Annotated in this window: 9 protein-coding genes; 3 read left to right on the forward strand and 6 right to left on the reverse strand. The window is 64.4% G+C overall.

Annotated features, from left to right (window positions below; genetic code table 11):
• Positions 1 to 8 precede the first annotated feature (8 nt).
• The 4 genes from GV818_RS10865 to GV818_RS10880 form a co-directional block, all read right to left on the reverse strand.
• Positions 9 to 1097, reverse strand: coding sequence for a RidA family protein (locus GV818_RS10865; RefSeq protein WP_161776543.1), 1089 nt, complete (start codon positions 1095 to 1097; stop codon positions 9 to 11).
• Between the two features lie 18 nt (positions 1098 to 1115).
• On the reverse strand, positions 1116 to 2450 hold the full coding sequence (locus GV818_RS10870; RefSeq protein ID WP_161776544.1) for a carbohydrate porin: 1335 nt from the start codon (positions 2448 to 2450) through the stop codon (positions 1116 to 1118).
• A 78-nt stretch (positions 2451 to 2528) separates the two neighbouring features.
• Entirely contained in the window at positions 2529 to 3677 is a 1149-nt protein-coding gene (locus GV818_RS10875) for a class II histone deacetylase (RefSeq protein WP_161776545.1), read from the reverse strand.
• The gene (locus GV818_RS10880; protein ID WP_161776546.1) at positions 3667 to 4854 is read right to left on the reverse strand and encodes an MFS transporter; all 1188 of its coding nucleotides are present in this window, start codon (positions 4852 to 4854) and stop codon (positions 3667 to 3669) included. The genes GV818_RS10875 and GV818_RS10880 overlap by 11 nt, the downstream gene beginning before the upstream one ends.
• 456 nt (positions 4855 to 5310) lie before the next feature.
• Here GV818_RS10880 and GV818_RS10885 point away from each other — a divergent pair, with 456 nt between their 5' ends.
• Positions 5311 to 6246, forward strand: a complete 936-nt coding sequence (locus GV818_RS10885; RefSeq protein ID WP_161776547.1) for a phytanoyl-CoA dioxygenase family protein — start codon at positions 5311 to 5313, stop codon at positions 6244 to 6246.
• 6 nt (positions 6247 to 6252) lie between these two features.
• Here the strand turns inward: GV818_RS10885 and GV818_RS10890 are convergent, their stop codons facing one another.
• On the reverse strand, positions 6253 to 7155 hold the full coding sequence (locus GV818_RS10890; protein WP_161758102.1) for a LysR family transcriptional regulator: 903 nt from the start codon (positions 7153 to 7155) through the stop codon (positions 6253 to 6255).
• A 131-nt stretch (positions 7156 to 7286) separates the two neighbouring features.
• Between GV818_RS10890 and GV818_RS10895 the strand changes: the two genes are divergently transcribed.
• Positions 7287 to 8939, forward strand: a complete 1653-nt coding sequence (locus GV818_RS10895) for a GMC family oxidoreductase (RefSeq protein ID WP_161776548.1) — start codon at positions 7287 to 7289, stop codon at positions 8937 to 8939.
• Between the two features lie 175 nt (positions 8940 to 9114).
• On the forward strand, positions 9115 to 10737 hold the full coding sequence (locus tag GV818_RS10900; RefSeq protein WP_161776549.1) for an MFS transporter: 1623 nt from the start codon (positions 9115 to 9117) through the stop codon (positions 10735 to 10737).
• A gap of 368 nt (positions 10738 to 11105) precedes the next feature.
• On the opposite strand, the gene GV818_RS10905 is transcribed toward GV818_RS10900, so the two are convergent.
• Entirely contained in the window at positions 11106 to 12332 is a 1227-nt protein-coding gene (locus tag GV818_RS10905; RefSeq protein ID WP_161776550.1) for a DUF2599 domain-containing protein, read from the reverse strand.
• Positions 12333 to 12359: the final 27 nt, after the last annotated feature.

Raw genomic sequence — 12359 nt, forward strand, 5'->3', positions numbered from 1 at the left:
CTACTCCTTCATTGAATGAACAGGCTGGCATCCAGCTCGAGTGCCGCTTCAGGTTCGAGCAGGGCCTTGACGCATAGCAGGGCCGGGGACAACTGCGCCGGGGCGCGTCGACCGAGAAGCTGGCGCAACCGTGCTTCGAAGGCCGCCAGCAGGTGCTCAATCGTCTGCGCGCAGAGATTGCCGTGTGTACTCTTGAGCAGTATCTGCAAGGCTCGTGGCGCCTGTGGCGGATAAGCCGCCAGGCGCTCGGCCAGCGCGGTGGCGGCCTCCTCCACCGTGGCCAGTTCCAATACCCCGCCGTGTCCGCAGCACAGGCTGATCCAGCCAGGGCGCGAGGCATCGGCCGCGAGGGCCAAGCCGTCGATCTCGATCTTGAAACGATCGAGAACCATGCCGTGCCCACGCAGCACAAACAGCTGGAAATCAGCCGCCAGGCCGCGGCTCGCCCGTCGCAGGGCGGCAGCGACCACCACCCGCCGCGCCTGCTCCGGGTCTTGGTCATCGCGCAGATACAGGGTCAGGCGGCTGAGGGCCGAACAGTCAGTGCCCAAGGCCCGAAGGCTGTGCTGAATCTTGTCCAGCACCACCTCCACCTGTTCCTCCAGGCTGTCGCGGACACGTAGATTGTCTGCGGTGAAACCCTGCGTCACCTGCGCCAGTTCCAAGGCCTCGAAACCGGTAAGGAACAGCTGGCCGCGATACTCCAGGGCCCGGGCCACATCCATGGGCATGTCATCGAACAACACCCGACGAATGCCCTCGGGGTGCTTGGCAAACACCGCCTCGACCGCCACCAGGGTGGCCTCCCGGGCGAAGCGCGGCAGCCGAAAAATCGTCCCGACACTGGGCTCTGTCTGCAATTGCGGCGCCAGCGCGTGGCACTGGCGGTGAAAAGCCTGGATCGCCGCCAGAGGATCAACCACCGCATTGCGTATCGCGATGCTGTGCTTGAGCATGGCCGAAAATGGCACGCCGTAAGGGCGCAAGGCATCTTGCATGCCCTCCAGCAATGCTTCGAACTGCTGCTCCAGAGGCCCATCCAGCGTAGCCTCCTGCCAGTTGCAGAGGATCAGGTCCTCGGTCTCCACAAGGTTCATCATGTCTCTCCTTATCGATCAATGCCGCCAGCCCAGCAGCGGGTCGAGGGCGAAGTTGATCCCCAGGCCGAACAGCCAGCCGCTGGCTGGCTGCTCCTCGGCAAAGGGGTTCTGGTAGCGACTGGGTTGCATCACGTAGTTGATGAAGGGGTCCAGGGAAACCCCCGGGCTCAGGGCAAAATGACCGTTGAGCTCACCGACGAAGCTGTCCCGGGGCTGTTCATAGGCACTGCCGGAAAGTCGCCCGGCGTCCTTGAGGAACGCTTGGTAGTCCTTGCTCACGCGAAACCAGCTCAGCCGCACGCCCAGGCTGTCCTGGGGCCGTTCGGGGACCAGGTTCAAGGCGTTGACCCCAATGAACCCGAAGGCATCCACGCCGCCGCTGACGCCCGAAGTCAGGGATGAACTGAGGCCGCCTTCCAGGGTCAGGCTGCGGGGGTTGGTGTCGAACCGGCGACTGCCGCCATCGGCGCGGTAAACCGTCTTCTGCCAGTTGAAAAGGATGCCGTCGGCATGATCCTCGATCCGAGCCGGGCGGGTCGGGTCCAGCACGCTGGAAGTGCCGGCAACGGTGCGGCTGGGGTTGGCCTGCTGCTTGGTGGTGCGATAGAAAGTCAGCTCGTAGCGGCTGGGATAGGCCACCTCGCCGAAGCGTGTCTGGGAGCCCATCTGGGCCAGGAAAAACTTGCCGTCGTGATGTTCTTCGCTCCAGTTCCAGCCGGATTGAAAAGGAATCTGCGCGTTGAGCAGCCAGCCTCCGACCTGGACAAAACGGTTGCTGTCGAAGTTGTAGCGTCCGGCGGCGCTCCAGTAGGAAAACGGATAGGCATAGACCGAGCCGTTCATCAGGGTCAGCGGGTTGAAGCAGGTGAACACAAAGGCACAGGCCGGCTGCATGAACGAGGTGGCCGGGTTGGTCCGACCCAGTTCGATCTTCAGCGCGTCGTCCAACCAGCCCTGCTCGTAGGAGAGCTGCACCAGCCGCGCCTTCTTCGGCACGAAGGGTGCCACCGCACCATAGATATCCCCCAGCGCAGGACCGTAGTCGACATTGCTGGCCACCGGCGCGTAGCTCTGCTTGACGTGCAGCCGAGCGTTGCCAATGCCCAGCAGCTTGTCCAGGTCCAGATCGGCCGCCAACAGGAAGAACAGGTTGTTCTGGTCCTGCCGACGGCCCACGCCGTAGGTGTTGTACAGGCTGTACCAACCGCCATAGCCATGCAGGGAAACACCTTGGGCATCAAGCTGCTCGCCAAGGCTCGGCGGTCTGGACGCTGTGACCTGAACCGGGGGCTCGGCCGCCTGGCCGAGCTCAGGGAGGGCACAGGCCAGCCAAAGGGCGCAGCAAGGCAAAAGGGTTGAACACTGGACTGAGAATCGATTGTTATTGTTGGAGACACTCATAGTCAGGCCCTTCGTTGGCGGTTGAACTCAGGAAAAAGGCGTCAGCCCCAGCTGTTGTGCCTGGAGCCGCACCCGTTGTCGGTGCAGGCAGTCGAAATCCTCCGGCAGGCACTGCTGCTGGATGAAATCGATAAAGGGGTCGCGTACGTCGGTACTCAGCCCGGTCAAGGCCTCGATGGCCGCGATGGCGCAAAACGGCACGTAGACATCCGAGTAGCCGCCTTCGTGGATCATCACCAGGCGGCCGTGCCCCAGGCGTTCGGCCACCTCCACCATCAACCGAGTCATCTCGCGGAAGGTGCCGCTGTGCAGTTGCATGTGGCCGAGCACGTCGTAGGTACTGGCGTCGTAGCCACTGCCGATCACCAGCAGGTCCGGGGCGAATCGCAGCAGCGCCGGCACCACCAACTGCTCCATGGCATGCAGGTACTGCGCATGGCCGCAGCCCGGCAGCAGCGCAATGTTCAGGTTGGCGCCCAGCCCCTCGCCGCTGCCACGCTCATCGGCGCCGCCAGACCCCGGGGGGAAGCAGTTCTCCTGGTGCAAGGACACGGTGAACACATCATCGCGCTCATAGAACAGCGACTGAGTGCCGTTGCCGTGGTGCACATCCCAATCGACGATGGCCACCCGCCGGGCACCCAACTCGACAATTGCGTGCTCCACGGCAATCGCCGAGTTGGCCAGCAGGGTCGAACCCATGGCCTGGTCGCGCAGGGCGTGGTGTCCGGCGGGAATGCAGGCGGCATAGGCTCGCTGATACTCACCGCCCATCACCCCACTCACCGCCTCGCGGGCCAGCCCGGCGGACAGCGCCGCCAGCTCGAAGCCACCTGGGCCGAATGGCGCCGCCAACCCCAACTCACCGCCGCCGTTTGCACTCATGTGCTGGAAACGCTCCAGATACTGCCGGTCATGCACCCGGGCCATCTCCATCAGCGACGCCGGGCGCGCCGACTGAATACGCAGCTGTGCGCTCAGGCCGCTGGCGTCCATCAGCGATTTCAAGCGCCGCAGGCAGTCCGCCGAAGCCACTCCCGAGCCACTGGCCAGCGGCTGTACCCAGCCGCCTACCGGAGCCGCCAGGGCCGAGGCCTGGCCGGAGTGAAACCACAGGCAGCGTTCGTCAAACAGAAAGGCGCTGGCGCCCTTGGACAACGGTTGTTCAGGGTTCATGCAATGGACTCTTCTGTTGCAGATGGAAGTGCGAGAGGTTGATGGCCACGGCGGCAAGCAAGGCGACTACCGCACCGAAGGTGAACATCGCCTGGTAATGGAAGGTTTCCAGCAGATAGCCGCAGAGCGCCGGGCCGCTGGCGAGGCCCAGCCCGAGCACCAGGTTGGTCAGGTTGATCAGCCCGCCCTGGCGGTCGTGCAGGCTGATCACCGTGAGCATGAACGGCACCAGCAGGGTCCAGGCGAACTTGAACACCAGCACCGCGACAAAGGCCGCGCCCACTTGAGGCACTGTCGCCATGACCAGCAAGGCCAGGATCAGCGCGGCGAACCCCAGCAGCAGGCACAGCCCGCGGTACTGGTCGCGCCCCAGGAGCGTGGCGGCGCCGGCGCCGAGAATGCCCATGGCGCTGGACAGGGTCAGCAACTGGTCCAGCAGCTCGCGGTCCATCGCAGTAGGTGCCTGTAAGGCACTGATAAAGGTCCAGATGCCCCCCAGGCAGATGTACAGCAGGAAGATCGAGGCCACCCCCAGCAGGCCGGGGCGGGAAAAGCTCGACCGAGCCGGTCCGACACCAGGGGCCGGCGCCGGACACTCATGGGCGAAATGCCGATACAGCGCCAGGCAACCCAGCATCAGCAGGGCCTGGAGCGCGAAGCACGCCCCAGGACCAACGTGGCGGAACGCCAGGGGCAGGATCGCCATGCCCACGGTACCGAGGATCAACTGGCTGAAGATGATCGAACCAAACGCCCGCCCCCGGTCTGCCAGGCGCGCCACACTGCGAGTACAGAGAATCAGCAGCGATCCGGCGGCCAGAGCGGTCAGGCCCCGAGCCAGGAGAAAAACGCTGAAATGCCGCTCCAGGAGGAATGCCGACAGCAGGTTGCCGCCGATATACAAACCCATGAACAGCAATGCCCAGCGCTGCCAGTGCGCGGACCTGAGCCAGAAGAACGCCGGCAGCGTGGCGAGGCTGCTACAGATCAGTTCCAGGGAAAACATGGCGCCGATCTGGGTCGGCGTCAGGCCGATCTTCGCCGCCAGCTCCATGGAGAGGGCCGGAGCCCAGAGAAAGGTCGCCGGCAGCACCGACGCACACAGGGTGATGGTTATCAGCAACCAGCGATGACTGGCGTCGCGCGAATGACCGTCTGTTTCAGCAGTAGCTCTCACGATGGGCACCTTTGTTATTGATTGTTATGGGTGGGATGCACGGCAACGGCTGCCAATCTAGCAACGGCCCTGGGCCAAAGCGGCTTCATTTGATGACGATTTTTTGTCTTTTCACGCCAACCTCTCGGGAGGGTTGGGGTGGTTGCGGCGGGGTACCGAGAACGGCGGCTAGGTGTTCGTCCATCTGGCCGTTGATAGGAGCGGTGGTGGCTCCGACCATCAGCGACCACAAGGAACCATCCGGCAGATGACGAGGGATGCACCAGCGAAAAGGATGTCAGCGGTGATGATGTTGATGGCCCGCATGAGCCACACGGCCCCGGCCACGATCGAGGTGACGGCGGCGATGGCCCTGCAGGTGTCGCAAACACGCTGGCCAAGGTCGAATCCAGCCTGGCGCCCGAGCCACCACTGCCCATACTGAAGGCTCTCAATGCCTGGTAATGGAATGCCCCCGTGAACCTGCCATCGATCCTGCCTGACACCTCCCCTGCCCTGGTCAACCCGATGCGCCTGGACCAGGACGCTCGGTGGCAGTTCAAGGAGCGCGGATACATCACCCTGCGCCAGTTGCTGACACCCAGCGCCATCGAACAATTGCGCGAGCTGGCCGACAGCCAACTGCGTACCACGCCCCCGGTAACCTCGGCCCCTGGCGACGGTTTCAGCCGGTTGACTCACCGCCTGGGACAGACCGGCATTCTCGAACGCCTCTATCGGCAACCGGCGTTCGCCCAGGCCCTGAGTTTTCTCACCGACTGCCGGCTGATCATGAGCGAGGCCCAGAGTTTCGAGCTGGGGGTCGGCCGCACGGGCTTTGCCTGGCACTACGACTCGCTGAACTTTCGCTACATCCGCCCCCAGGACCCGGCCTTCAGCTTGTGGCTGCCGCTGCAGCCGGTCCGCCCTGAAGGCCAGGGCGGCGGCATGGCCTGGGTGCCGTTGTCACTGTTCTCGGCCCAGGAGAACTTCCAGTTCTCGCGCCTGCTGGCAGCCAAGCTCGCCCGGGGCGAATCGGTCGACGAGTTCTCCGCCCTGCTGCGCCAGACCTACGCCACCCCCGGGGTGCTCACCGATTGCTTCGAGCAGCAGCGCATCGAAGAGGCCTTCGAGCCCGGCGATGCCTTGCTCTTCAGCAAGTACCTGTGGCATCGCTCCAGCCCCTTGCTGGCCGGTGAATGGGATCGACGCCAGGCCGTGAGCCTGCGACTGGTGGACTGGCGGGCATGCCTGGACCCATTGCTGCAGGATGGCGAAACCCGCAGTGCCGGCGGGCTCGGCATGGGCCGCGACGGTGGGCCGTTGAACCCGCAATCCTATGGCTCGCGCTTTGTCGATATCCAGGCTGGGGAGCTGATCCGCAACTCGGCCCATTGCGGGCCGGTTCTCTGACCTGCGCTATGCCTGGACAGGTCCTGGCCCCAACAGCACTTCCTGCTGCGCCGCGCACAACTCCACCAGATAATCCCAGACCACCCGCAGCCGCACCGACTTGTGCAGCTCGCGGCGGGTGCTGATCCAGTAGGCGCGCTGGATGCTCTCGGCCGGCAACAACGGCACCAGCTGCGGATCACCGGCCGCCATGTAGCACGGCAGCACGGCGATCCCCAGGCCGGAGCGCGCCGCCTCTTGCTGGGCGATCACGCTGGTGCTGTGGAACACCACCTGGGGATTGCGGCAGAAGCTGTTGAGGAACATCAGTTCCTGGCTGAACAGCAGGTCGTCGACGTAGCCGATCCAGGCATGCCGGCCCAGGTCCTCGCGGCTGCGCAGCGGCGGCGCACGGTCCAGGTAGGCCGGGCTGGCGTACAGGGCCAGGCAGTAGTCGGTGAGTTTGCGGGTCACCAGCATGTCGGCACTGGGGCGCTCCAGGTGAATGCTGATTTCCGCCTCGCGGTTGAGGATGCTGACAAAGCGCGGCACCGCCACCAGTTCCACTTCCAGCCCCGGATAACGCTCGAACAGGCCGTACATGCGACTGGCGAGGAACTTCACCCCCAGGCCCTCGGTGACGCCGACGCGGATTTTGCCCAGGGGCGCGCTGGATTGGGTGATTTCCTCCTGCACCAGCAAGGCGACGTTTTCCATCGCCTCGGCATGCTTGAGCAGCGCCTCCCCCGCCGGGGTCAGCTCGTAGCCCTGGGCATGCTGGACAAACAACGCAGTGCCCAGGGCCTTTTCCACCGCCTCGATATGCCGGGCCACCGTGGCGTGGGTGGTGTTCAGCCGCCGCGCCGCGGTCAGCAGCCGGCCACTGCGTTGCAGTTCCAGGAAAAACCGCAGGTCATTCCAGTCGAACATAGAAATTCCTTGTCGATGCCGCAGGTCAACGCTGTTCGAAAACGCACAGCGGGTGGGTAAAAACTAACATTCTTTTAACGAAAGCTAACAACTAGGATGAAGCGCAATAACCATAAGAAACGAGGTCACGGATGCTTCCTGCCTTTGACGCCTACGACTACATCGTGGTTGGCGCCGGTCCCGCCGGCTGCCTGTTGGCCAATCGGCTGTCCGCCAATCCCCAGCACCGGGTGCTGCTGCTGGAAGCTGGTGGTCGCGACAACTACCCCTGGATCCACATTCCCGTCGGCTATCTGTTCTGCATCGGTAACCCGCGTACCGACTGGTGCTTCAAGACCGAGGCCGAGCCCGGCCTGCAAGGCCGCAGCCTGAGCTACCCGCGAGGCAAGGTGCTGGGGGGCTGCTCGTCGATCAACGGCATGATCTACATGCGCGGCCAGGCCGCCGACTACGATGGCTGGGCCGCCGAGGGCAACCCGGGCTGGAGCTGGAATGAGGTGTTGCCGCTGTTCAAGCAGAGCGAGAACCATTTTGCCGGGGACAGCGAACTGCACGGCGCCAAGGGCGAGTGGCGGGTCGAGCGCCAGCGCCTGTCGTGGCCGATCCTCGACGCCTTCCGTGCAGCCGCCGAGCAGAGCGGTATTGCCAACACCGATGACTTCAACGGCGGCGACAACGAGGGCTGCGGCTACTTCCAGGTCAACCAGAAGGCCGGGGTGCGCTGGAACGCCGCCAAGGCCTTTCTCAAACCGATTGCCCAGCGGCCCAACCTCACCGTGCTGACCGATATCGAGGTGCAGCGGCTGATCCTCGAGGACGGTCGTGCGGTGGCGGTCCGAGCCCACTGCCAGGGGCGCCTGCAGAACTTCAAGGCCCGTAGGGAGATCATTCTCTGCGCCGGCGCCATCGGCACGCCGAGCATTCTGCAACGCTCCGGCATCGGCCCCAGCCCACTCCTGCAACGCTTGGGCATTGGCGTCAGCCACGCCCTGCCCGGGGTCGGCGGCAACCTTCAGGATCACCTGCAGTTGCGGCTGATCTACAAGCTGGAAAACGCCCGTACCCTGAACCAGATTGCCGGCAGCCTGTGGGGCAAGATGGGCATGGGCCTGCGCTACCTGTACGACCGCAGCGGGCCGCTGTCCATGGCCCCGAGCCAGCTGGGCGCCTTCGCCCGCTCGGGCCCGGAGCAAACCCGCGCCAACCTCGAATACCACGTGCAGCCGCTGTCCCTGGAGCGTTTCGGCGAGCCGCTGCACAGCTTCCCGGCCTTCACCGCTTCGGTCTGCGACCTGCGCCCACAGAGCCGTGGCCGGGTCGAGATTCGCTCCGTGGAGCCAGGGGATGCCCCGCTGATCCAGCCCAACTACCTCAGCCATCCGGAAGACCTGCGGGTCGCCGCCGATGCCATCCGCCTGACCCGGCGCATCGTCGGCGCCCCGGCCCTGCAGCCGTTCAAACCCAGCGAATACCTGCCCGGGCCCGAGCTGCAAAGTGATGAGCAATTGCACGAAGCTGCTGCGCGCATCGGCACCACCATCTTCCATCCGGTGGGCACCTGCCGCATGGGCACCGATGCCAATGCCGTGGTCGACGCGCAACTGCGGGTGCACGGCATTCCCGGGCTGCGGATTGCCGATGCCTCGATCATGCCGCGCATTACCTCTGGCAATACCTGTTCACCCACCTTGATGATCGCCGAGAAGGCCGCCGAGCTGATTCTCGCCAACGTTCCCAGGAGCAGCGTCCAGACCAGAGAACCCGCCACCCCGGCATTACCGTAGGAGCCGGCTTGCCGGCGAAGGCGTCTGCAAGGCCGGCAGCCTCTTCGCTGGCAAGCCAGCTCCTACGGGTGAGGAAAACGAGGGTTCAGCGCACAGTCGCGGTGAATCGCAACAACGGCACCGGTCACGGCGCCGGCAGTGGAACAACAACAATAATCACTGTAAGGAACCCCCTATGTCAGAGCACGCTCAGCCTCTCAATGCGTCCCTGGACGACTCCGCCGCCAAGGGCAGCCAGAAGGTCATCTTCGCCTCGTCCCTCGGCACGGTGTTCGAGTGGTACGACTTTTTCCTGTATGGCGCCCTGGCGGCGGTGATCAGCAAGCAGTTCTTCGCCGGGGTCAACGACACCACGGCGTTCATCTTCGCCCTGATGGCCTTCGCCGCCGGCTTCGTCGTGCGACCGTTCGGGGCCCTGGTATTCGGCCGCCTGGGGGACATGATCGGGCGCAAGTACACCTTCCTCGCCACCATCATCCTCATGGGCCTGGCGACCTTCGCCGTGGGCCTGCTGCCCAACTACGCGAGCATTGGCATTGCCGCGCCGATCATCCTGGTGGCCCTGCGCATGCTCCAGGGCCTGGCCCTGGGCGGTGAGTACGGCGGCGCCGCGACCTATGTCGCCGAGCATGCGCCCCACGGCAAGCGCGGCTTGCACACCAGCTGGATCCAGTCCACCGCGACCCTCGGCCTGTTGCTGTCGTTGCTGGTGGTGCTGGCCTGTCGCTATTTCACCGGCGACCAGTTCGAGGTCTGGGGCTGGCGCCTGCCGTTCCTGCTGTCGATCGTGCTGCTGGGCATTTCCACCTGGATCCGCATGAGCCTGCACGAGTCGCCGGCGTTCCTGAAAATGAAGGAGGAAGGCAAGGCCAGCCAGGCGCCGATCCGCGAGTCCTTCGGCAAATGGGAAAACCTCAAGGTGGTGCTGATCGCCCTGTTCAGCATCAATGCCGGGCAAGCGGTGACCTTCTACGCCGCACAGTTCTATGTGCTGTTCTTCCTCACCCAGTTCCTCAAGATGGACCCGGCCCTGGCCAACAGCCTGCTGATCATCAGCGTGGTGATCGGCGCACCGATGTTCATCTTCTTCGGCTGGCTCTCGGACAAGGTCGGGCGCAAGCCGGTGCTGATGCTCGGCCTGCTGCTGGCCACGGTGCTGTACTTTCCGATCTTCAAGGCCCTGGCCCACTACGCCAACCCGGCCATCGACCAGGCCAGCCGCCAGGCGCCCATCAGCGTCACGGCGGATCCGGCCACCTGCACCTTCCAGTTCGACCCGGTGGGCAAGGCGCGCTTCGACAGCCCCTGTGACAAGGTCAAGACCTTCCTGGTGAAGCAGGGCCTGCCCTACAGCAGCATCGCCGCCCCGGCCGGCAGCCCGGTACAGGTGAGTGTCGGGGAGGTGAAGATCGACGGCTTCGACGAGGCCGCCCTGCGCGGCGCAGTGACCCTGGCCGGCTATCCGCAGCAGGCTGACAGCCAGAACGTCAATAAAACCATGGTGGTGGTGCTGATCGTGGCCCTGATCCTGATTGCCGCGATGTGCTACGGCCCGCTGGCGGCGCTGATGGTCGAGCTGTTCCCGACCCGTATCCGCTACACCTCGATGTCCCTGCCCTACCACATCGGCAATGGCTGGTTCGGCGGTTTCCTGCCCACCGTGTCCTTTGCCCTGGTGGTGTACACCGGCGATATCTTCTATGGCCTGTGGTACCCGGTGCTGATCACCGGGGTCAGCCTGGTGGTGGGCCTGCTGTGCCTGCATGAGACGCGGGATGTGGATATCGACCACGTCTGACGGGTGGTTCGCTGGCAAGCCAGCTCCTACACGGGGATTGCCGGCGGGCGCGGTTCTGTAGGAGCCGGCTTGCCGGCGAAGGCGTACGTACAGGCGGCGCCGGGCTTGCGGGCCTCTTCGCTGGCAAGCCAGCTCCTACACGGGGATTGCCGGCGAGCGCGGTTCTGTAGGAACCGGCTTGCCGGCGAAGGCGTACGTACAGGCGGCGCCGGGCTTGCGGGCCTCTTCGCTGGCAAGCCAGCTCATACACGGGGATTGCCGGCGAGCGCGGTTCTGTAGGAGCCGGCTTGCCGGCGAAGGCGTACGTACAGGCGGCGCCGGGCTTGCGGGCCTCTTCGCTGGCAAGCCAGCTCCTACAGGGGGCGGGGTCAGGTGTTGTTGCACCCCTTGGCAATGGAGTCTTCGTTGGAGGTATAAGGCCGCGACGGCTCCAGGTTCCACTGCGGCTTGTCCCGGGCGATGTTGAAGTGGCACACCAGTTGGCGGCGCATGCTGCCTACGGTGCTGTCACGATTGTCCGGGTTGTTCTTCCACTGGGCGTCCAGGTAGTGATCGCTGGCCAGTTCGTTGAAGAAGTTGTTGGTCTGGTTGTCCTTGACCTTGCGCCCGCAGTCAGTAGGCGTCACTTCCAGGGTCATGAGCTTCTTGCCGAAGCCCGGATCGTCGCGCTCGATCCAGGCGGCACTCTGCACATAACGCTCGCAGCTGTCCTTCTCGGTGACGGGCTGGATCACTTGCTTCTTGCTGTCGTAGACAAAGCTGGCGTCCTGCTGCTGGCTCTGCGGCAACTTCATGTTGATCACCGGCAGGTACTGCTGGACCGCCTTGTACCACTGGATCTGGTTCAACCGCGCCCCTTCCAGGCCGCCGTCCTCGGTGTAGAACAGCGCCAGGATCGACGGCGACTTCGGCGGCTTCTCCTCCCATTTGGCCAGGCGCAACTCGTTCTGGGTGGTGAAGGATTCGCCGGCGATCTGCGCCATGGCGCGAATGCTCTGGTAGAACGCCGGGCCCGCCGCGCTGTTGCGTTCGTCACGCACGTCGAAGGAGCACTGACGGGAGTGGTCGCCACCGTTCTGGCGATAGTGGGTGCCCCACTGTTCAGCGGTGGTCACGCCGACTTCGTGGCAGTACTTTTCCAGATTGCCGGGAGTGCGCCGGGAATCGGTGCAACCTTGCTGCTGACGATCATCGGTGGCAGCGTCGATGGGGAACGAGCAGAGCACCGCGTAATCCTGGTGATCCTTGGGGTTGCCGAAAACCGTGTCGAAGATAAACCCGCTCTGCAGCCCGTAGGCCAGCTTGCGGTACTTCGAATCCTTGCGCAGGTAAGACGCCGAGACCCCGCCGCTGGCCTGGCTTTTCGGGCTGATGCTGTAGAACTGATAGTCGGTGGAGGGCCAGGTGGCGCGAAACAGCACCCCGGAGCAGAGGAATGCCGGCTTCGACGGGCCGCCGCAATCCTGGCGAGTGTCGTTGTACAACTGGGTCAGGCGGGCCACCGTGTCGCTGCCCTGATCGGCGTGGGCGGTGGACAACAAACACAGGCTGGCAAGGCTGACAGCGCAGGCGATCGAGGTGCTGCTTGGTTTCATGACAAGACTTCCGTGTGGTGTGAAATC

This window comes from Pseudomonas sp. Fl4BN1 (assembly GCF_009908285.1).
Classification (GTDB): domain Bacteria; phylum Pseudomonadota; class Gammaproteobacteria; order Pseudomonadales; family Pseudomonadaceae; genus Aquipseudomonas.